Origin of the sequence: Acinetobacter sp. YH12049, assembly GCF_013419875.1 — a bacterium.
In the GTDB taxonomy this organism is placed as follows: domain Bacteria; phylum Pseudomonadota; class Gammaproteobacteria; order Pseudomonadales; family Moraxellaceae; genus Acinetobacter; species Acinetobacter amyesii.
This window is the reverse complement of sequence record NZ_VOZH01000002.1, coordinates 100,323-120,491: the sequence shown is the minus strand read 5'-3', so window position 1 is coordinate 120,491 and position 20,169 is coordinate 100,323. Positions and strand designations below refer to the sequence as shown.

General features: G+C 39.7%; 19 protein-coding genes and 4 tRNA genes. 8 read left to right on the top strand and 15 right to left on the bottom strand.

Annotated elements, in window-relative coordinates; translation table 11 throughout:
* The first annotated feature begins 87 nt into the window (after nucleotides 1–87).
* Nucleotides 88–1,152 carry an amidohydrolase gene (locus FTU05_RS01450; protein ID WP_180007295.1) on the top strand — a complete coding sequence of 355 codons (1,065 nt, stop codon included), beginning with the start codon at nucleotides 88–90 and terminating at the stop codon, nucleotides 1,150–1,152.
* A gap of 81 nt (nucleotides 1,153–1,233) precedes the next feature.
* Here the strand turns inward: FTU05_RS01450 and FTU05_RS01445 are convergent, their stop codons facing one another.
* Nucleotides 1,234–4,002: a pitrilysin family protein gene (locus FTU05_RS01445; protein WP_180164009.1), complete on the bottom strand. Its 2,769-nt coding sequence runs from the start codon at nucleotides 4,000–4,002 to the stop codon at nucleotides 1,234–1,236.
* A 149-nt stretch (nucleotides 4,003–4,151) separates the two neighbouring features.
* Complete coding sequence (locus FTU05_RS01440) at nucleotides 4,152–4,973, bottom strand: PhzF family phenazine biosynthesis protein (protein WP_180160061.1); 822 nt, start codon at nucleotides 4,971–4,973, stop codon at nucleotides 4,152–4,154.
* 104 nt (nucleotides 4,974–5,077) lie between these two features.
* Here FTU05_RS01440 and FTU05_RS01435 point away from each other — a divergent pair, with 104 nt between their 5' ends.
* Nucleotides 5,078–5,686, top strand: coding sequence for a flavin reductase family protein (locus FTU05_RS01435; RefSeq protein WP_180164008.1), 609 nt, complete (start codon nucleotides 5,078–5,080; stop codon nucleotides 5,684–5,686).
* Between the two features lie 109 nt (nucleotides 5,687–5,795).
* Nucleotides 5,796–6,527: a hydroxyacylglutathione hydrolase gene (gene gloB, locus FTU05_RS01430; RefSeq protein ID WP_180026842.1), complete on the top strand. Its 732-nt coding sequence runs from the start codon at nucleotides 5,796–5,798 to the stop codon at nucleotides 6,525–6,527.
* An 89-nt stretch (nucleotides 6,528–6,616) separates the two neighbouring features.
* On the opposite strand, the gene FTU05_RS01425 is transcribed toward gloB, so the two are convergent.
* The gene (locus FTU05_RS01425) at nucleotides 6,617–6,883 is read right to left on the bottom strand and encodes a hypothetical protein (RefSeq protein WP_257223241.1); all 267 of its coding nucleotides are present in this window, start codon (nucleotides 6,881–6,883) and stop codon (nucleotides 6,617–6,619) included.
* A gap of 440 nt (nucleotides 6,884–7,323) precedes the next feature.
* On the opposite strand from FTU05_RS01425, the gene FTU05_RS01420 reads away from it, so the two are divergent.
* Entirely contained in the window at nucleotides 7,324–7,527 is a 204-nt protein-coding gene (locus tag FTU05_RS01420) for a hypothetical protein (RefSeq protein ID WP_078188846.1), read from the top strand.
* Nucleotides 7,528–7,824: 297 nt separating this feature from the next.
* Here FTU05_RS01420 and FTU05_RS01415 read toward each other — a convergent pair.
* The 6 genes from FTU05_RS01415 to FTU05_RS01390 all read right to left on the bottom strand — a co-directional run bounded on the left by FTU05_RS01415 (nucleotide 7,825) and on the right by FTU05_RS01390 (nucleotide 10,720).
* Nucleotides 7,825–7,909 (bottom strand) — tRNA-Leu (locus FTU05_RS01415).
* A gap of 73 nt (nucleotides 7,910–7,982) precedes the next feature.
* Nucleotides 7,983–8,067: transfer RNA gene (locus tag FTU05_RS01410), tRNA-Leu, on the bottom strand.
* A gap of 36 nt (nucleotides 8,068–8,103) precedes the next feature.
* Nucleotides 8,104–8,177 (bottom strand) — tRNA-Trp (locus FTU05_RS01405).
* A 37-nt stretch (nucleotides 8,178–8,214) separates the two neighbouring features.
* Nucleotides 8,215–8,299 (bottom strand) — tRNA-Leu (locus tag FTU05_RS01400).
* 107 nt (nucleotides 8,300–8,406) lie between these two features.
* Nucleotides 8,407–9,231, bottom strand: a complete 825-nt coding sequence (locus FTU05_RS01395) for a protein kinase (protein WP_180049397.1) — start codon at nucleotides 9,229–9,231, stop codon at nucleotides 8,407–8,409.
* Nucleotides 9,209–10,720: a DUF3336 domain-containing protein gene (locus FTU05_RS01390; protein WP_180049395.1), complete on the bottom strand. Its 1,512-nt coding sequence runs from the start codon at nucleotides 10,718–10,720 to the stop codon at nucleotides 9,209–9,211. Before FTU05_RS01390 ends, FTU05_RS01395 begins: the two co-directional genes overlap by 23 nt.
* 189 nt (nucleotides 10,721–10,909) lie before the next feature.
* On the opposite strand from FTU05_RS01390, the gene FTU05_RS01385 reads away from it, so the two are divergent.
* Nucleotides 10,910–11,782 (top strand): ATP-binding protein, encoded by an 873-nt coding sequence (locus FTU05_RS01385; protein ID WP_180164007.1) that lies wholly within the window; start codon nucleotides 10,910–10,912, stop codon nucleotides 11,780–11,782.
* A gap of 68 nt (nucleotides 11,783–11,850) precedes the next feature.
* On the opposite strand, the gene FTU05_RS01380 is transcribed toward FTU05_RS01385, so the two are convergent.
* Both FTU05_RS01380 and FTU05_RS01375 read right to left on the bottom strand, forming a co-directional pair.
* On the bottom strand, nucleotides 11,851–13,194 hold the full coding sequence (locus tag FTU05_RS01380; RefSeq protein ID WP_180164006.1) for an amidase: 1,344 nt from the start codon (nucleotides 13,192–13,194) through the stop codon (nucleotides 11,851–11,853).
* On the bottom strand, nucleotides 13,191–14,486 hold the full coding sequence (locus tag FTU05_RS01375; protein WP_180164005.1) for an MFS transporter: 1,296 nt from the start codon (nucleotides 14,484–14,486) through the stop codon (nucleotides 13,191–13,193). Before FTU05_RS01375 ends, FTU05_RS01380 begins: the two co-directional genes overlap by 4 nt.
* 97 nt (nucleotides 14,487–14,583) lie before the next feature.
* Between FTU05_RS01375 and FTU05_RS01370 the strand changes: the two genes are divergently transcribed.
* Nucleotides 14,584–15,552 (top strand): Lrp/AsnC family transcriptional regulator, encoded by a 969-nt coding sequence (locus FTU05_RS01370; RefSeq protein WP_180163033.1) that lies wholly within the window; start codon nucleotides 14,584–14,586, stop codon nucleotides 15,550–15,552.
* A gap of 38 nt (nucleotides 15,553–15,590) precedes the next feature.
* Here the strand turns inward: FTU05_RS01370 and tsaD are convergent, their stop codons facing one another.
* Complete coding sequence (tsaD, locus tag FTU05_RS01365) at nucleotides 15,591–16,607, bottom strand: tRNA (adenosine(37)-N6)-threonylcarbamoyltransferase complex transferase subunit TsaD (protein ID WP_180164004.1); 1,017 nt, start codon at nucleotides 16,605–16,607, stop codon at nucleotides 15,591–15,593.
* 146 nt (nucleotides 16,608–16,753) lie between these two features.
* Between tsaD and rpsU the strand changes: the two genes are divergently transcribed.
* Nucleotides 16,754–16,969: a 30S ribosomal protein S21 gene (gene rpsU, locus FTU05_RS01360; RefSeq protein ID WP_001136722.1), complete on the top strand. Its 216-nt coding sequence runs from the start codon at nucleotides 16,754–16,756 to the stop codon at nucleotides 16,967–16,969.
* Nucleotides 16,970–17,008: 39 nt separating this feature from the next.
* A complete protein-coding gene (locus FTU05_RS01355; protein ID WP_078193617.1) occupies nucleotides 17,009–17,455 on the top strand; it encodes a GatB/YqeY domain-containing protein in 447 nt (148 codons plus the stop codon).
* Between the two features lie 114 nt (nucleotides 17,456–17,569).
* Here FTU05_RS01355 and FTU05_RS01350 read toward each other — a convergent pair whose 3' ends face one another.
* From FTU05_RS01350 to FTU05_RS01340, 3 genes are all read right to left on the bottom strand, one after another.
* Nucleotides 17,570–18,127 carry a GNAT family N-acetyltransferase gene (locus FTU05_RS01350; protein WP_180164002.1) on the bottom strand — a complete coding sequence of 186 codons (558 nt, stop codon included), beginning with the start codon at nucleotides 18,125–18,127 and terminating at the stop codon, nucleotides 17,570–17,572.
* 47 nt (nucleotides 18,128–18,174) lie between these two features.
* Entirely contained in the window at nucleotides 18,175–18,534 is a 360-nt protein-coding gene (locus FTU05_RS01345; RefSeq protein WP_180026849.1) for a hypothetical protein, read from the bottom strand.
* 121 nt (nucleotides 18,535–18,655) lie between these two features.
* Nucleotides 18,656–20,095 carry a M48 family metalloprotease gene (locus tag FTU05_RS01340; protein WP_180026850.1) on the bottom strand — a complete coding sequence of 480 codons (1,440 nt, stop codon included), beginning with the start codon at nucleotides 20,093–20,095 and terminating at the stop codon, nucleotides 18,656–18,658.
* Between the last annotated feature and the right edge of the window lie 74 nt (nucleotides 20,096–20,169).

Here is a 20,169-nt window from a genome sequence, read left to right as displayed (position 1 = left end):
CATTCAAACTATTTTCAGTGCCTCGCGTATTCGAAAATACAATGAAATACGCAAGAAATGGACATGGTTTTAAGGACAAGGATAGCAATGCAGACGCTCGATTTTGCCATCGTGGATTCACATATACATCAATGGGATCCGTACAATACCCCACATGCCGCTTCACTTGCCGTGAAATTATTGGGTAAACATCCCTACTTGCTCGACAAAATGATGCGCTTAGTTAAGCCGCAAGAGTTAATTGACACAGTTGGTTTGACCAAACATGTGACAACACCGTATTTGCCTGAAAATTATAAGCAAGATGCAGGACATTATTTGGTTGATCAAATCGTACATGTAGAAGCGAGCTGGCATGACCATAAAGGTAAAGGGGTGGTTGGTGAAACCAAGTTTATTGAATCCTTAGATTTTAATGCTCAAAAAATTAAACTTGGTGCCATAGTCGGCACTGCAGACCCATGTGACAGTAGTTTTAAGAAAATTCTTAAAATGCATAAACAAGCGTCTCCACATTTTCGTGGCATACGGAAAATGGCAGCTGTACATGAAGACCCAAAGGTTCATGCATGGACCAATGAGCCGCATCTCTATACCAATAAAAAATTTATGAAAGGTTTTGAAGCCCTTGCTCAAATGAACTTAAGTTTTGATGCATGGGTTTATTCAGACCAGATTCGTGATTTAACCGCTTTAGCACGTGCTTTCCCAGAAACCTCTATCGTGCTGGATCATTTTGGGACACCTGTGGGTGCGTTTGGACCTGTGGGCTCACATACAGGCTTAACCCAAACTTCACGTGACAATATCTTGTTTCGTTGGAAAGATGATTTAGCCGAACTGGCAAGTTGCCCAAATGTTTATACTAAAATGTCTGGTTTATTCATGCCGGTGTTGGGTCATCAGTTTCATAAAGAACAACGCCTTGCATCCAAACAAGAGATTTTCGATTGTGCCTTCCCGCTTATTTCTCATGCTCTACAATGCTTTGGGAAATATCGTGTGATGTTTGGTTCTAACTTCCCGATGGATAGTGTGAGTGCATCTTTGGTGAATATTATTGACGCCTTTTCAGATGCGGTCGCGAGTTATGATCCTGATGCACTGACTTTAGTCTTCCAACAAAATGCCCGTCAGTTCTACCGCCTATAAGTTCGTTAAGAAAATCTTGCTATCAAGTTATCCATTGCAGCTCAAAAAAAATCCTCCATCTGGAGGATTTTTTTATTCGGTTTATTTTTGAGTAGATTTTGCGGCTTGACCATATTGGTCAGCCATCACCTCAACCAAACGCTCAGGTTGAATATATTTTTTGATGACAGCATTAACATCCGCTTTGGTCAAACTAGCAATGCGTTGATCACGCTTTTCACGATAGTTTAAATCACGACCTTTTTCTAACTGTGGAATCAACATACTATGAATGCGACGGTCATCTTCAAGTGCAGTTAAACGCTTTTTCAAAATACTGGCTTTGGCTGCTTCTACTTCCTGTTCCGTCACGCCATTTTTCAATAAGTTTTGCAAAACTTTATGAACAGACTGAGAAACTTGTGCAGATTTACCTGCAGTGTAGTTTGCATCAATACTCAGGACACCCGAATTCACCCACTCATCAAAATTAATCTCTGCACTAAAACCATAAACCAATGCATTCTTTTCACGTAACTCTTGAGCTAGACGTGAAGACAACTGTGAATCACCAAGTATGTGGCGTAATACTTGTAGTGCAGGAGAATCAGTATGCTCCACACCTACAGGTAGAGTCATAATGGCTTGGTAACTACCAAACTCACGCTGTTCAGACAATGCATGCACTTTCTGTGCAGGATATGTCGTAAACGTAGACTCTAAGCGTTGATATGGCTCGCTGGTTTTCCAATCTGCAAATTCTTTTTTCAGAATTTTTTCTATTTGCTTGGTATCAAAATCACCTGTTACCGCAATTTGTGCATGCTGTGTTTTAAAGAATTTTTGATGTAACTGCTGCACTTGATCACGTGTAGCCGACTCAATTTGTTTTTTCGTAAGTTCCGGTTCGAAGTGATAACGAATATCCCCCGGTTGATAGATCTCGACAATACGCGACAGCGTCATTGCAGCAACGGTATCCGGCTCTGTATAAGGTCGATCTAAACTCGATAAACTTTGCGCTTTGATTAAATCAAATTGTGACTCTTCAAATGCTGGAGCTTTAATAACATCAATGACATATTGCAAAAATTCTGCAAATTTTTCTTTACGAGCAACCACTTGAATCATGAGGCCATTATCATTTGCACTAACCGTTGCACCGCCACCGACATCAATAATTTTATCGGCAATTTGCTGTAAGCTTTGATCTTTAGATGCACGGAACATGAGGTAAGCTGTTAAATCTAGCAACTCCCCTTTATTCATTAAGCTTTGTGCTGTACCAAAATCCAATGCAATTGTTGCATAAGTCTTGTCATCACGAGTTTTGGTTGGAAACAATGCATACTGAATGCCGTTTTTAAATTTAGCTCGCTGAATCTGTTTTTCTTTCTGATTTAGATATTGCTTAGACTCAGCTACATATTGCTTCACTTCAGCTCGATAAACACTCGCATCTTTCAATGGCTCTTCTGCAGGCGCTTGCTGATCTAAAGTTTCAGCAGGTTTCGACGCTGCTTGTTGCTGTGCTTTCTTTTGATCTTCAGGTGTAGGCAGAATATTTCCTGTGACACGGTATTCAGGCTTTAGAAAATCCTTATACACCTGATTCACGTCGCTTACATTCAGCTTTTGTACTTTATCTAAGTCTCGGAAATATTGAGACCAGTCCCCGTTATAAGCCACAGTATAAGAACTAAGACGCTCGCCAAGTGCTGTTGCGCTATTTTTGACATTGTCAGCCATATTTCGAGTCAGGCTTTTAACACGGTTTAGCTCGACGTCATTAAAGGCTTTATTCTGCTCTACACCTTGTGCCAGACTGGTTGCCACTTTGTTAGCATCATGACTTGGGCCATATATCGCCCCCATAAACACCAAATTAAAATCTTTATCTAACCATGTGGTGGATTGAACTGCGGTTGCTGTCCCTGTTTCCACCATGCTTTGATACAAATGCCCACTTGGCTGTAAGGTATACAAAGTTGGAGATACCGCCAAAGCGGTTTTAATCGGTTCGACTGCACCATTTAAATAAATATTAAATTTGCCAAAGTCACTGCCCTTATGAACGGTAAATTCGCGTTGCTTTAATTTCGTTCCATCTAATTTAGGGACTTTGGCTTGTTCAGGAATTTGACGTGCGGCAATTGGGCTAAATTGTTGATCAATTTGTTTTAATACAGCCGCTTTATCAAACTTACCAGAAATCACCATCACTGCATTATTTGGCACATACCAACGGCGATAGAACTGGTTTAATTCGTTCATATTGATCGATTGAAGTTCTTTCAAATCACCAATCGGTAAACGACCTAAAGATTGATTGCCATAGGCTTCTTTTAAAACTTGGTCGATTAACACTGAAAATGGCTGATCTAAACGAATTTCACGTTCACGCTTAACGATATCAATTTCTGTTGGTACAAACTTTTCCTGAAGTACCAATTTATCCATCCGTTCTGCTTCTAAATGCAAAACTTGATCGATTGAACTTTGTTCAGGACGAATCACATTGGTATATTTCGTTGAATAATAATCTGTACTTGCATTGGTCATCAGCGTGAATTGATCTAAGCGACGCTGAAATTCATCACCTTTGACATTTTCAGTGCCTTTAAAAGCTAAATGTTCAAGCAAATGTGCCAAACCACCTTTGCCCGCAGGGTCATTTAATGAACCCGTGAAATACACCGTATTCATAAACACTTTGCTTTCTTTATCGTTTTGCGCCAAAACCACACGAAAACCGTTGTCTAATTTATATTCTTCAATGGCTTGTTCAGTTTTAACCAATACAGGTTGAGCAAAGAGGCTTGTACTTAAACCTGCAAAAAAAAGTGAAAGCGTTAAATGTTTAATACGCATGTAATTCAAGTGTCCTTTATATTTAGCATCGATCAGCGCAGTGCTGTCGATCAGATTGGTTTTGATTTTATGCTGAGCTTTTCTGGATTAATAGTTACTTTTTATTAAATACATGCTGCAGAATGAGACAGCATGTATTTGATTTATGTTCAGATATAAATGTCAGACTGCATATATAAACAAGCATAGCCTGAGATTTCTATACGGTCATTTTCAAGCATTTGACAGTGTAACTCACCACCACGACTCGAAGCTTGATACGCCAAGATCTGACGTTTTTCTAGACGTTCTGCCCAAATAGGGACGATTCCAGTATGAATAGAACCCGTAACAGGATCTTCATTGATGCCATTACCCGGTGCAAAATAGCGTGAAATGCAGTCATATTGTTGAGCAGCCGCAGTGATTGCAACATCGGTAATCGTACCCGGTGCTGTAATTGCGGTTCGGATTTTGCCCAGTCGTTTTAAAATTTCAAAATTCGGTTGTTCATCTAAGACTTGCTGAGCCGTTTCGTATTCCACGATATACGCCTGCGCATTCAAATAAACCTGCTTAAAAGGTTGACTCAACCCTAAACGTAGCTCTTCAGGATAATCGCTCACGACCTGTGCCCGACGCACAGGGAAATTCATCAGAATTTTTCCATCTTCAGCTTTATTTACGCTAAAAATACCGAGATTTTTGACATGAAATTGGATATTTTTTTCAGCCGTATAAAACTCAAAAAGCACATAACTACTGGCCAATGTCGCATGTCCACAAAAGTCCACTTCAGTGGTCGGTGTAAACCAACGAATTTCATAATTACTGCTGTCAATTTTTTTCACAAATGCAGTTTCAGACAGATTATTTTCCAAAGCAATCTGTTGCATCAAGTTTTCATCTAACCATTCATCCAACACCAAAACCGCCGCTGGGTTACCTTTAAATAACACTTGGGTAAATGCGTCTACTTGATACATTTTCATTGATTGAACTCCTGATTTAGTGATTTATATTAAAGGCTTTTGAAAATATTTCATGCGTTATATGCTATGTAGCAACACTTTTTAATAAAACATCTAAGTTTTAGATGAACTTAAATATAGGCACAATTTTGAAAACGCATATTCACCCCGTTCCTTTAGAAAAATCATACCGACTTTTAAATCATGGGCCGACTGTGCTCGTCTCTGCTCAGGATCAAACCCATACCGGTGTGATGACTGCGGCATGGGCATGCGCCTTAGAGTTCAATCCTGCAAAAGTGACGGTAGTACTGGATAAATCAACTAAAACACGTGAGATTATTGAAAATTCAGGTTATTTCGCCTTACAAGTACCAACACTGAAACAACTCAAACTGGTCTATGCACTTGGCATGATGAGCCAACGTGATGCGCCAGAAAAATTACGCCAATGTGGCGTGGAATTATTTCAATTTAATGCCTCAGATATTCCTGTGGTTGAAGGTTGTGCTGCTTGGCTACTGTGCAAACTTATTCCTGAGCCGCACAATCAACGAGCGCACGATCTGTTTATTGGCGAAGTCATTGCTGCCTATGCAGACGACCGCGTCTTCCGTAACGGACATTGGTATTATCATGAAGTAGCAGATGAATGGAAAAGCCTACACCATATTGCTGGCGGGCACTTTTATACCATTGGTAATCCTGTATCTGTAGACGAGACACCAGACTAAAATAGCGCTATGAACTCTGTCGTTTATTTAGGGTTGAAAATCGATAATCATACCTTTTGAGCATTTTCATGCTAACTTTAACTTAATTTAAAATATTGAATGAATGGATATGACGTTTAAAATACATACATTGGATGTCAAAAATTCACTGCAAAATTATATTTGGCTGCTTGAGCACACCGAAAGCCATGATGTCATTGCAGTAGATCCTACTGAAGCCGCTTTGGTCGAGCGCTATTGTCAGGTATATCAGCTCAATCTTACGCAAATTTGGCTAACGCATTGGCATAAAGATCACGTCGGTGGTGTACCTGAACTTATTCAAAATAAAAACATTGCCGTTTACGGCCCCCGTGCAGAATTAAGCCGTATTCCATGGGTGAATTTTCCTCTCGATCATAATGACCGTTTTGAATTTCATGGTCTTGAAGTTGAAATAACAGCAACGCCCGGCCACACCCTCGGTCATATCGTATATTTTATCGATGACATTCATACACTTTTCTGTGGCGATGTATTATTTGCTATGGGCTGTGGACGTGTATTTGAAGGCACCTTTCAACAAATGTACGATTCCTTGAACCGTATAGCCGCATTCCCTGCTGAAACTCAAGTGTATTGTACTCACGAATACACCCTATCGAATGCGCAGTTTGCGCGGCATGTTGAACCTGACAACCTTGCCATACAACAGCGGTTTGATGAGGTTGAATCCCTACGCATGCTCGGGAAATGTACTTTGCCAAGCAGCATTGAATTAGAACTAGAAACCAATCCATTTTTACGTGCAGAAAGTGTTGAAGCGTTTCAGCGCTTAAGAGAACTCAAAGACAATTTTTAATTGGATTGCGAGTTATAAGCATTTAAGATTTCATCACAAATAAACTGTTTTATTTGTGATGAATATTTCGGGCCGATTCATCATTTTATTTATAAAATTTGATTGGTTGCAGCAAAATCATCCAATTCGGCTTGAGTCACAACTCGTACGGCTTGCATTTCATCGATACGTACCATCAATAAACCACCTAATGCAGGCTGATAACGTCGCGCACTGCCAAAAGGCGTATATGCCACTTTGGATTGCTCCGAAAAGACCAACCAATCTTCATGTCCAAGCATCACCGCAACAGGCGTCTGCCCTGCTTGTTGCATCTGTTCAATTTTTGCTTTGACATCGTGCTCAATGTTTTGCATGCGTTCAATCTATTTATATCGATGGGATATAGTATAAAAGCATTTCGACAAATCTTGATGTGAAATAGCTTTGCATGCTCACCTATCCAGTTAATTTGGCTGTGAACAAGTCTTTATTTGCAATCAATACTGCACACCTAATCCACTATACTTTCTAAGTTAAGTCATCGCTTATTTTGCACACAGCTTCTCTATAGGCATAGGATAGATTTTAAGCCAGCAATTAAAACCCAAATTTTCAAAATACGTTATATTTACTTACATTAAGTTTAGATTGTTATAAAACAGCGAGTTAAATGAATTTATACAATTTATAAGCCGATAATCTGTTTATTTATCCATCAAAATTTCATATTTTAAATAAAAGTTTTCCATTTCCCCTTTAAAAAATATTTTGACACCCCTATTTAATATTTTAATGATTGATAAGGAGTTCGCTCGTGAAAAAAGTGGTTAAAGCAAAAAATTTAGTTGCCTTCCGTCTTTGGTTAGAAAAGTTAGGATATTCTGTTCGTACACTGGCAGATAATCGTGGATTTACATTCAGTTTTAAAAAAGAATATGGTCTAGTGACTGTAGATTTGTCTGGTAATGCTTTGGCCATGCAGCTCGGTGAAGAGTTTGAAGATCATCTAAAGGCGTAATCTTCTCTATAATTTATTCGAACGATTTGAAATAAATGATTTAATTCGAATCCGCATTTCTAAATTTGCCCGTATATGCGGGCTTTTTTTCACCTTTGTTTTACTGACTCATTTTTAACGAGATAAATTTCAGACAATAAAAAAGCAAGATTAGACATCTTGCTGTATCTCTTGGTTCATCATCTTTCATTAGATTTATTTCATTAGATTATGTTTTCAAAAAAACCACGTTTGAGACACTGATTTTTTCGAATTTCAAAAACAAAAAAGCAAGGTATAAAACCTTGCTTAATCTAATGGTGGGGACGGAGAGACTCGAACTCTCACACCTCGCGGCGCTGGAACCTAAATCCAGTGCGTCTACCAATTTCGCCACGTCCCCAACTCGGGTGCTGACAATGTCAGACTTTAATTTGTTTTAAAAACCTGTTTATTTGGCAACTTAATAAATTAAGTGGTGGGGACGGAGAGACTCGAACTCTCACACCTCGCGGCGCTGGAACCTAAATCCAGTGCGTCTACCAATTTCGCCACGTCCCCAACAGGGTTGCTGACAATGTCAGACTTTTTAAAACTTGGCAGAGGATCAAGGATTCGAACCTTGACGAACGGTTTTGGAGACCGTCATGCTACCATTACACCAATCCTCTGTGACCTTCATTACCAAACTCATGTTTAGTAATTCAGTGGTGGGGACGGAGAGACTCGAACTCTCACACCTCGCGGCGCTGGAACCTAAATCCAGTGCGTCTACCAATTTCGCCACGTCCCCGATGGCTGTGTATATTATAGAGATCACCCCTACATGACAAGCCTTTTTTATAAAAAAGCATCTTGTTTGTTTAAATAAAAAACAATAGTGCTTTTTTTGTATTTTTCTTAAGCAAATTCAGCAACTAAGTCGCTTTTTAAGCGATAAAAATCCACCAATCTGTCATTTTTTTGCTTCATCAACATGTGTTGCAATAGCTGACTAAACCCTTGATATTGCATTGGCAGATCAAGCTTTAAGCGTTGGCAATGTAAATAGGCCCAATCTTGATAGTTTTTCGCCTCTAAACGCTGTGATGTCAGCCATTCCAAGAAAATAATCCCCAGCGCATAGATATCACTGTGCAAAGATTTTGCTTGTCCATGGAAAAGTTCTGGAGCCATATAACGTGGTGTCGCAGTTAAGGCATTTTGCTGGTCAACAGCCAACGGGAGCGCTTGCTCAAAGTCGATGAGTCTGCACTGCCCTTGCCAATTCACAAAATGCTCTTGTTTTAAATCTGCATGTATCCAACCGTGCAAGCTTAATCGTTCAACCACATCGATTGCTTGCCATAGCACTTGCCTCACCTGCTCAATGCTCAAATTCGATACAGGCTGTAAGAACCAAGGCTCAGCATTGGGCAGTATTAATAAGTGATCAATAGGCTCTTGCTGAATACTGAGATGCTTCTCTTTTATCACTTGAAAAGGTAACGTGATGCTGTTTTGTCTAGACGCTTGACTGAATAGTTTATACAGCTCAATTTCATGACCAAAACTAGCTGCATGTTCAAGGCTGCTGTTACTGACTTGCGCCTTGAGCCAATAAAGTTGTTGATTGAATTGAAATTGATATAGACGACGGCCAAAAACCAAACTTTTGGATTTGGTTTTTGGCTCATAAATGATTTGCGTTAAATCTGTGGATTTAAACCGCAATAAATTCTGCATGGCGTTGATTGGGTGCATTTTGATAATTTAATAATTCCAAACAATGCTGAATGGTCTTACCGATGCGGGCTTGCGTTTCGATTAATGAAATTTTCGGCCATGTGGCTCTTTCACCTTCACGCTGCAAGACCTTAAACAGATAAGGTCGCGGATTTTGCAACATATAACTATAGTGTCTTAAGCCATATTTCCCAACAATATTGACATCACCATAATAACGCTGATCCACCACACCATAACCATGATCAAGCAAACGTCTTACCGGTGGAATACTTCCTGCACGCTCACGGGCAAAATCCATCACCCCTTTACTAATCACCTTGCCTTGACGACGAACGATCCGCTCAGGCCAACTCAACATGCTTTTACGAAAACGTGAAGCATCATCCTGCATAAATGGCACAATATGCGGATTGACCTGACTGGCGATACTATAATTAATATTATATAGACGCGCCATTTTCTCCTGTGGGAAATCACTGCGCACACTACCATCCACCCAACGTGTAGCCGACATATATGGCGTAAATTGCCCGTCATAACGCTTACTGGTCAGTCGTACCGGTGGAAATAGAATAGGCACTGCACAAGATGCCAACACCGCACTCCATACCAACAAATCGGGTGAGGTATACGCATTCATAATTCTTGCATCTTGTGATGCATCATAAGGCGCAACTGCCACATTGATATGTAGACCTGATTGCTTATATGCTTCGGCAAAAGTTAAGTCACCTAAGTTTTCAACCAAAAACTTTTTCAGATATTTTACATCTGCCAAACCGCCATTACCCTGCACTAACTCAGTCAATTTACGAAAGTGAAATGCCTCACTAAAGAAGTTTTGTCCGTTTAATAAATTGGTAAATTCTGACGGTTTAGATACACCCAACATCCCGGTCATAATGGCGCCAGCACTGGAACCAGACAGAACTTTTGGCATGAGGTCTTGTTCCATCAGCGCTTTACACACACCGGTATGAAACAAACCTAAAGTTGAACCGCCTGAAAACATCAAAACAGGTTGACCATACGCTTTTTGGCTTTGTTCAAAAAATTCAATTTTTTGTGCGGCATTGAGACAAACGCATTCTTCGGATGCGATAAAAGCCAAACTTTGACTCACCTCATCAACATAGTCTTCAATAATTTTTTTGGTGCCGACGTAGGCTACTGTAAACAGCAAGGGATGGGCAATATTGCCCACATCATAAGTTAAACCTTCACTTAAAATATACATCAAATCTCGAGTACGTTTCTGAGCTCGATATCGTCTCAGCAACCCTAAACGATGAGTAATAATTTCTGCATCAAAATACGGTGAACTATTATCGAGTTTCCATTCTTGCGCACCCGATTCTTCATCTATTTTAAGTGCGATATCTTTCCATTCTTCATAACATTCAGCACGGTCGAGCTGACGCTTTAATTTTTTTATCCGATATGCCTGATGTGGATTAATACTTTTTGAAAACTCTGTAAACAACATGACTATCCCTCAGCACATTTTAAACTGTTCACTCGGCTAGATTTATAACAACTTTTTGGTTGTTCGAATAGCGCAGATCTGCCAGAACAATCATTTAACTTTGACATATTTCAGCAATTATAACTGCATTATTGATGTACACTGCTGTCATATACTAACCAACAACAAGACACGACAAGCTGACTTATCATGGCTACAATTGATTTACCTGACAACATCCTTCAATCGCTATCTACTGTACTCTTACAACTACAGCACAGTTTGCCTGAGCTTAAACAAGCACCCGATTTTTCGAGTATCGCGTTTAAATGGCAAGATAAACAGCTTAAAGCCATTCAACAGCCCAAAGTCATGTATTTAGAAGATTTAAAAGGAATTGAGCGTCAAAAAGAAAAAGTGATTCAAAACACTTTACAGTTTATAAAAGGCTTACCTGCCAATGATGTTTTACTCACTGGCTCTCGTGGTACAGGTAAATCATCCATCGTCCGTGCTCTGCTCACCCATTATGCAGACCAAGGTTTACGTTTAATTGAAATTGAGCGTGATGATTTATCTGATTTGCCAGAAATCCAAAAGTTGATTGAACATCGCCCTGAAAAATTTATCGTATATTGTGATGATTTGGCATTCAATGCTGAAGATGAAAACTATCGCAGTTTAAAAAGTGTTTTAGATGGTTCATTACAATCAGGTTCGAGTAATTTTATTATTTATGCTACCAGTAACCGTCGTCATTTATTGCCTGAATTCATGCATGAAAACACACCTGTAACCAAGGTAGATGTGCCTCAATATACTGAGCTCCATCCACAAGAAGCGATTGAAGAAAAAATATCTCTTTCTGACCGCTTTGGGATGTGGCTGTCTTTTTATCCAATGGATCAAAATTTATATTTAGAAATTGTTGAACATTATTTGGCTAAAGCTGCAATGCCATGGACAGATGAAGCGCGTGCTGAGGCACTACGTTGGTGTCAAGGTCGTGGGCAACGTTCAGGGCGTGCTGCTTATCAATTTTCAAAGCATTGGATTGGGTCAGAACAACTTAAACAAGCCTAGAGCCAAAAAACTAAATAAAAAAGAACCGCTATAGCGGTTCTTTTTTATTGAATATGACAAATGATTCGTTAATTCTGACAAATAGGTGGAAGCACAGAACGAATACCTAAACCATTGGCAATTTTCTGCACTGTGTTTACCACATTAATATCATTAGCTTGATATGAAACCAACTGAATACCCATCGGCAGTCCGCTTTCACTTTGAGCCATTGGAAAAGCATAACTTGGTGCATCTAAATAGTTAAATGGACGCGTGTATTCACCCACATGACTAAACTCGATATCCATTGAGCTTGATACAGCTGCAAGGAATGGGCTCACTGGAAACAGCAAACATTGACCATTTAAAGAAGCTTTAAATGTTTGCTGAAACTTAGTTCGCTCTGCAATCAATGACTCGTATTTTTCCTGTGTAACACTCTTACCGCGCAGCACACGCTGACGAACTAATTCCCACATCTGTGTTTCAGCATTTTCAGCTGTATCACCATGATATAAATAACTTTCATAAGCAATAATGTCAGACGTCCGGTCCGATAAATTATGAAAATCGAAATGTGCAGGTGGTTGCCAGTTTTTAATTTCGATTCCCAATGATTCAATGCGTTTTAGCCCTTCGCGCCAAAGTATTAATACCTCAGGCTCAAGCGGATATGGAAATGCAGATTCATCTAAAGCATAAATTACATTTTGACTTGATGCCGCTCCAACATCTACATCCATCAGTACATTGACTAAAGCGCTAATATCATCTGCAAATCGTGCAAAAGGCCCTAGAGTATCTAAAGTTTTGGATAAAGGTACTGCACCCGTGTCGGCAATTTTATGGGCTGAAGGTTTAAAACCAAATATGCCATTTAATGCTGCTGGTGTACGAATCGAACCACCTGTATCACCGCCAAAGGCCATAGGACTAAGACCACTAGCCACAGCAACCGCTGAACCTGAAGATGATCCACCCGGTGCAAATTGCTGCTCTGCCCACGGGTTTTTAGGTGTGCCTTGCATTGGATTTTGACCAGACAAACCAAAAGCCAACTCGGTCATTTTAGTTTTACCTAAAATCACAAAACCTAAATCTTGCAATTGATCAACCAGTTTACAGTTCGCTTGCGCTTTTTGATCTAAATAAACCGTACCTGCATAGGTGATATGACCCGCTACATCCAGATTATCCTTTAGTAAAATTGGCACACCATGAAATGGACTCAATCGTGTGCCTTGCTGAAGCAACTCATCTAAGTGTTGTGCCTGTTGCAAAGCCTCGATTTCGAATAATTCCGAAATACAATCTAGATGTTTAAATGTTTGGTTTCGATCAATATAAAATTGAACTGTCTCTACTGAAGTTATCTTTTTGCAGGCAATCTGGCGACCAAGCTCAAGTGCAGATAAATTCACAATATTCATTTTATATCTTCCAAACCTTTTCCTGCCGTTTCAGGCATTTTCATAAATGTGATTAATGTTAATAATGCGCCAACCAATACCATAAAGTAGAAATAATCTTGTTTACCAATACTTTGTAGCCAAGTTAGCACATACGGTGTTGTGCCGCCGAGTAAAGCCACCATCAAGTTGTAGGGTGCGCCAATGCCAACTGCACGAACTTCTGTCGGAAACTGTTCAGACATGACAGCTGGGCCAATGGCGGTATATAAAGCATATAAAACCAAGCCGAAAAGCTCGACCAATAAAATTGATGCAAACGTGCCATCCATCCATTTAATGATTGGATAAAAGAACACTAAATATCCCACAGCAAATACGATCAACTGTGGTTTACGCCCAATTTTGTCTGATAGCCAGCCAAATACAGGCTGACACAACATAAAGATAATTAAGCCAACAGTATTTGCAGCAAAGGCTGTTTGTGGCTCTGCGCCTAAAACTTTAATGGCATAGGTCGGGACATAGACCACAAAAATATAGAATGCAAATGTTGTTAAGATAGAAATACCCACAATACGAAGCGTTTCTTTCGGATGACGTTTAACCAGTACTACCAAAGGATTTTTTACTGATTCTTTTTTATGGGTCATTTCGCTATCAGGTACTGATTTACGAATCCACATACCCACCAAGCCGCCAATCGCACCCAAAATAAACGGAATACGCCATCCGTATTCGCTCATTTGCGTTTCAGTTAAAGTACTTGTTAAAGCCCAAGCAAGACCTGAGGCCATCAAAATACCAATCGCTGAACTAAAAAACATAAAGCTTGAATAGAATCCGCGTTTATTTTTCGGTGCCATCTCTGAAAGATAAGTTGCCGCTGAAGCGAACTCACCACCCAAAGATAAACCCTGAAGTAATCGCGCTAATACCAAAATAATCGGCGCAAAAATACCAATTGATTCATAGGTTGGTGAAAGACCTATCATCAAAGAACCACCTGCCATCATTATGATGGTTGCGGCCAAAGCTGCTTTTCGACCATAGCGGTCAGAAAAGATCCCCAATACGATTCCACCTAATGGGCGCATGAAGAAACCTACAGCAAAAATTGCGAAGGTCGCAAGCAAGGATGCAGTTGGATCATCTGAAGGGAAAAATTGTTTCGCGAAAAATACTGCAAAAGTTGCATAAATCGTCCAATCGAACCATTCAATAGCATTTCCTACAGTTCCTGCAAGAATAACTTTCTTTTGTGATACATTTCCTTGTGTGGAAATTGAGTTTTGCATTTTTGACTCATCCATAAGCGTCTCATTTAATATTTAGACATAAATACAGGTTATATTTTATTTTCTAGACTTAAATTTAGATTATAAATAGTTTTTAGACAAGTCAATCATCATGAGTGAATCTTTTAGTTTCGACGAAATCGATACTGCATGCATCAAAGCTCTTATCTCCAATCCGAGAGGATCATGGCGAGAACTGAGCCAGATTAGTGATGTCCCTGAAAAAAAGTTGTCTCGACGTCTAGGTAAGTTGCTAGATGACCAAGTTATACGAACTGCAATTGAATTAAATCCTGTGGTTGTTAATAAGGGTTACACCGTTCATGTCTGGATCAGTGTGAAATTTGGGAAGGAAAAAGAAGTTGCGCAATTTTTTGCAAACCGTCCAGAAGTACGCATTGTTTTTCTAACCACAGGACTTGCCGATATTTTCCTTGAAATTGGATTAGAAAAGGCCGCCGATCTCTCTGTTTGGATGCATGATTTTGTTACGCATATTCCGGATATTAAAACCGTAGAAACCCAAGCCGTATTAAAACCATTTACTTGGGCAAGCAAACCCAAAGCTTTAGAAGGTACAAGCGATAAAAACGTCAATTTTAGAAGTTTGACTGAAATAGAGTTAAAACTGATTCATGCTCTGTCTATTGATGGGCGTTCATCTATTAAAAGTTTGGCAGAGCAAATCGAACTCAGTGAACATAAAACGCAGAAATTATTGAATGATTTATTGGAAGAAGGCATTTTCAACATTCGTGTCGATGTAGAACCCAGTTTGATGGGCTATAAGTCCGAAGCGATTATTTTGATTAAAGCTCGTCCAGATGCAGCAAATCAAATTGCCAAGACCTTGTCTGAACTTAAAAACACACGCTGCCTATTTGGCATTAGTGGAGATTCACAATTTTTCTGGCATGTCCTATGTAATGATTCAAGTGATTTATGGAAACTCATTACAGAAGATCTTGGTAATTTTGAAGGCATTCAATCTTGCAATACCAACATGGTGACATTGGCATTAAAACGTGCAGGATTTATGCGAAAAATCAGCAGCGCGCAGTTATTTTCAAATTTAGATTAAAAAAAGAACCGCAAATGCGGTTCTTTTTTTAACGATTTTTACGCTTCGTTTGGATTACTTAATTCCGTCATCGGCCAACGCGGTGTAGTTGTAACAGACAAATCATCATGCTGACCCGCTTTAAGACGCTGATAACCTGCAAACGCAATCATTGCACCATTATCTGTACACAGCGCAGGTTCTGCATAAAACACATTTGCACGGATTTTTGCCAAATCAGCCTCTAAACGCTCACGTAAACGCTTGTTTGCACTTACACCGCCGGCAATTACTAAACGTTTTAAACCCGTTTGTTTTAAGGCCTTCACTGATTTTTTCACCAATGTATCAACCAACGCTTCTTGGAATGATGCAGCGATATCCGCCTCACGACCTTCGCCTTCAACTTTTTTCAATTGAACTGAAACGGCAGTTTTTAAACCACTAAATGAGAAATCTAAACCTTGGTGTAGCATTGGACGTGGAAATTCAAAGGCATTGATGTCACCATTGATCGCCAATTTCGAAATATTTGGACCACCAGGGTATGGTAGACCCATCATTTTAGCGACTTTATCGAATGCCTCACCTGCTGCATCATCAATCGACTCACCCAATAATTCATATTGACCAATTCCATAAGCGGCCATCAATTGAGTATGTCCGCCAGAGACTAAAAGTGCCACAAATGGAAATTCTGGTGGAGTTTTAGACAACAAAGGCGCCAACATATGACCTTCCATATGATGTACACCAATTGCAGGTTTATTCAGTGCAAATGCCAACGTACGACCAAACAATGCGCCTGTCATTAATGCACCCATCAAGCCCGGCCCGCGAGTATATACGATGGCATCAATTTCAGATTTATCAACTTTACTTTCTTCAAGCAATTGTTTTAATAACGGAATTAACTTACGCACATGGTCACGTGAAGCTAATTCAGGTACCACACCACCATATTCTGCATGCAGTTTGATTTGGCTATACAATACTTGTCCGCGTAATCCTTGCTCACTATCGTAGAGTGCGAGTCCTGTTTCATCACACGAAGTTTCCAAGCCTAAAACGATCATTAAACTGCCTTTTGCCCATTTCAAAATATTGCGAAACCTATTATAGACTTGTGATATGAGATGTAAATGAGTAAAATACTGACCTTCACTTGTGATCAAGGGTAATTCGACCCGAGATCTTATCCATAACTTAATGAGGATTCTTCATGCCACAAGTTAAATTGAAAGAAGGCGAACCAGTAGACGTAGCTATCCGTCGTTTCAAACGTTCATGCGAAAAAGCGGGTGTTCTTGCTGACGTTCGTAAACGTGAATTCTACGAAAAACCAACTCAAGAACGTAAACGTAAAAAAGCTGCTGCTGTTAAACGCTACCAAAAGAAATTGGCTCGCGAATCAGTACGTACTACTCGCCTTTACTAAGATTAATTTGTGATTGATTGACTAACCTGGACAAGATAAATGACTACTTTAAAAAACCAAATAACTGAAGTTTTAAAAGCCGCTATGCGTGCTAAAGAAATGGACAAGTTAACGGTAATACGTAGTCTACAGGCAGCAATCAAGCAAATCGAAGTCGATGAGCGCATAGAGCTTGACGATAAGCAAGTTCTTGCGGTCATTGAAAAGCAAATCAAACAACGCAAAGAATCGGTTAAAGCCTTTTTAGGTGCAAATCGAGATGATTTAGCTAGTAAGGAACAAGCCGAGATTGAGGTGTTATCTCAATTTCTACCAGAAGCTATGACTGAGGAAGAACTTGATTCCATCATTGCGCAAACAATTACTGCGCAAGAAGCTACTAGCATGAAAGATATGGGTAAGGTGATGAACTCTCTACGTCCGCTCATAGCCGGACGTGCCGATCCTGCACAAGTTTCAGCTAAAATTAAAGCGAAACTCTCTTAATCTTTCATCTATATTGTTTGATTTGGTCTATTTAAGTACACTGATGACTTAAATAGCCAAATTATCCAAATTCAAAAAAAATTCAAATTTATTCATCATTTATAATTTTCTTTCTTATCTAACGATTTCATACTTACAAATATCTCGCCAACTTCCATCTACTGGATTTTGAATTGCAGCTTGTTCGATTTCAATCAATTTAAAATTTGCTCGTTCACATAGACGTCGTGCTCGCTTGTTTTCTACATCTACAATAGCGTTTAATTGCTGAAATCCTAGATCATTCAATAATTGATCCACAAATAACTGCAAAGCTTCTGTCATCAAGCCCTGCCCTTTAAATTCAACATTTCCCCAAAATCCAACGGCAGCTTGGTTTTCCATCCAATTGATTTGATGAATATCCATGACACCTAAAAAGTTATGCGACTGTTGCTCACGAATCACATAAACAAAATTTTCCTGATTTAACGCAGCCAACACTCTCGAATCACAAAATGCCAATGAAGCATCTAAATTAGGTTCTTGTAAGGACCAAGCCAAACTTGCAGGAAATATTCGTAAGGTTTCTATACTTTGACAAATCGCCTCATAAAGTGCTTTTGCATCGTGGCGCTGAATCAACTGAAGCGTGATTCTGCCATGACTCATCTCAAAATCATTGAGTTTCATTTTTATTCAGTTTCTCGTGATGATTTAAAATGCTTATAAATTTATTTTTAATTTAGGGTACATTGCACATTATATTTTTTTAATAATTGCATCTCTTTTGATGCGATCACCTGCTGAATCACATCCTGCTTATTCATATTACGGTACTCACGATCTAAAAATGCACGATTTTCGTCTGCAGCACGATATAGATCATTTACATAAGTCTGAACAATACCGCAGTATTTCACTTGCTGGTCTGCTTTAAATCCCTGTTGCTGTGGGTCTAACTGACTAAAAAATTGTCGTACATCGGTTTTATATTTTTCGTTAATATCATTCACAGCGATCACATATTGCTCTGCGCTAGCTGCTGCAATATTCGTTGCTAAGCCCAACAGACAGGCCGCCAAAATCATATTTTTCATTTGTAAGTTCTTAATCATAAACATTTTACATCCAGCTAGTTTACACTGATTAATCCAAGCCACTAAAACTACAATTTGCACTTTATAATCGACATAGATAAGTGCATCACATTTGAAATCTTTATATTTTTAATTTCCGTTCATTTTGCATTTCGTCTACACGCTGCTTGATTTTCGCAGAAAGACTTTTCGAGTCTTTGGCGATGCGCTGCGCCTGTAGCAAAGATTTAATCGCGCGTTCTTCATCCCCGCCCCAATACTCTACTTCAGCTCGATAGCGCAGCACATTGACCGAACGGAAGCTTGCATCTTTGTCTGCATCAGCCATTTGCAACATCAGTCGCCAACCACTCAAGTCACGCGGATTTGCTTGTAAAAATCGCTGTAGAATCAGTTGTGCTTGTGCATATTCTTTGTTTCGAATCAAAGCCTCTGCATATTTATAATTTAATGCACGATTTTCAGGCATGATGATTGCCGAACTTTTCACAGCGTTCACGGCTTCAGCCGCTTTGTTTTGACCCAACAGCACATCGGTCTGCAAAATAGTAAAAAGTGCATGCGAAGCATTTTGTTTTGCTGCTTCATTTAATAACTTTTGAGCAGCACTAAAGTCACCTTGTTTAATATGCAAGCTCACCAAAGCCAACTCAGCTGCATAGTTCTTTTGTGCCACCATTGCATTTAATTGCAATTCAGTCGCCTGACCTGATAGTACTCGACTATACCAACGCAGAATTTCAAAATCTTGATCAACCAAACTGGTTTTAACTTGAGGCAACTGATTGGCACGTAAGCGCGCTTCGCTCATACGCTCCGTGGTTAAAGGATGCGTCAACCAAAAATCAGGCAGAAAGCTCACTCGACTCGTAGAGCGATGCATCACTTCAAAGAAGTCAGCCATGCTCTGTGGATTGTATCCAGCACGGTACATATACTGCATCCCAATACGGTCTGCTTCACGTTCTTGGTTTCGGCTATAGGTTAGTTGCTTATCCATCAAAGCGGCTTGTGAGCCCATCATTACAGCCGCACCGACATCACCATCTGCCTGTGAGGCCACCAAGGCGCCGACCAAAATACCAGCTAGTGACAATAAACCTTGTCCTTTAAAGGCTTCTTGTGAACGACTGTAATGACGTTGTGATACATGTGCAATTTCATGCGCCATCACCCCTGCCACTTCATCCATGTTGCGAGCTGAATTAATTAATCCCGCATTTAATGCAAATAAACCACCCGGTACAGCAAAAGCATTAATTTGTGGATCATTAATTAATAACAATCCGACCGGTTGGTTGAGTTGGGTTTGGCTCAAAATATGCGTAAAGACAGATAAAAGACGATCTTCCATCCACGGATTTTCAGTCACAGGGAGTTGACGATGCACCTCACGATACACCTTCTCACCAATGGCACGTTCTTTTTGTTGATCCAACAAGCCGACGCCACTACCTATTTCAGGCACAGAAAATTGTGGGGATGAACTAAAATCTACGGACTGCGTCTGCGCCAATGTCGAACAAAGCCCGAGACCACATGCCAGTAAAATCTTTTTCAAAGTCTATTCTCTAAATTTCATATTCGTACTTCATTGAATATAGCATTGAATTTTGGTGAATTATGGAGAAAACT

What these genes read in the sequence shown, in the direction of transcription:
- FTU05_RS01355 (WP_078193617.1), top strand. Translation starts at nt 17,009, where the DNA reads ATGACTACTTTAAAAAACCAAATAACTGAAGTTTTAAAAGCCGCTATG.
- FTU05_RS01395 (WP_180049397.1), bottom strand. Translation starts at nt 9,231, where the DNA reads ATGCAGAATTTATTGCGGTTTAAATCCACAGATTTAACGCAAATCATT.
- rpsU (WP_001136722.1), top strand. Translation starts at nt 16,754, where the DNA reads ATGCCACAAGTTAAATTGAAAGAAGGCGAACCAGTAGACGTAGCTATC.
- FTU05_RS01435 (WP_180164008.1), top strand. Translation starts at nt 5,078, where the DNA reads ATGAACTTAAATATAGGCACAATTTTGAAAACGCATATTCACCCCGTT.
- FTU05_RS01385 (WP_180164007.1), top strand. Translation starts at nt 10,910, where the DNA reads ATGGCTACAATTGATTTACCTGACAACATCCTTCAATCGCTATCTACT.
- FTU05_RS01380 (WP_180164006.1), bottom strand. Translation starts at nt 13,194, where the DNA reads ATGAATATTGTGAATTTATCTGCACTTGAGCTTGGTCGCCAGATTGCC.
- FTU05_RS01390 (WP_180049395.1), bottom strand. Translation starts at nt 10,720, where the DNA reads ATGTTGTTTACAGAGTTTTCAAAAAGTATTAATCCACATCAGGCATAT.
- FTU05_RS01425 (WP_257223241.1), bottom strand. Translation starts at nt 6,883, where the DNA reads ATGCAAAACATTGAGCACGATGTCAAAGCAAAAATTGAACAGATGCAA.
- gloB (WP_180026842.1), top strand. Translation starts at nt 5,796, where the DNA reads ATGACGTTTAAAATACATACATTGGATGTCAAAAATTCACTGCAAAAT.
- FTU05_RS01350 (WP_180164002.1), bottom strand. Translation starts at nt 18,127, where the DNA reads ATGAAACTCAATGATTTTGAGATGAGTCATGGCAGAATCACGCTTCAG.
- FTU05_RS01450 (WP_180007295.1), top strand. Translation starts at nt 88, where the DNA reads ATGCAGACGCTCGATTTTGCCATCGTGGATTCACATATACATCAATGG.
- FTU05_RS01440 (WP_180160061.1), bottom strand. Translation starts at nt 4,973, where the DNA reads ATGAAAATGTATCAAGTAGACGCATTTACCCAAGTGTTATTTAAAGGT.
- FTU05_RS01370 (WP_180163033.1), top strand. Translation starts at nt 14,584, where the DNA reads ATGAGTGAATCTTTTAGTTTCGACGAAATCGATACTGCATGCATCAAA.
- FTU05_RS01375 (WP_180164005.1), bottom strand. Translation starts at nt 14,486, where the DNA reads ATGGATGAGTCAAAAATGCAAAACTCAATTTCCACACAAGGAAATGTA.
- tsaD (WP_180164004.1), bottom strand. Translation starts at nt 16,607, where the DNA reads ATGATCGTTTTAGGCTTGGAAACTTCGTGTGATGAAACAGGACTCGCA.
- FTU05_RS01445 (WP_180164009.1), bottom strand. Translation starts at nt 4,002, where the DNA reads ATGCGTATTAAACATTTAACGCTTTCACTTTTTTTTGCAGGTTTAAGT.
- FTU05_RS01345 (WP_180026849.1), bottom strand. Translation starts at nt 18,534, where the DNA reads ATGAAAAATATGATTTTGGCGGCCTGTCTGTTGGGCTTAGCAACGAAT.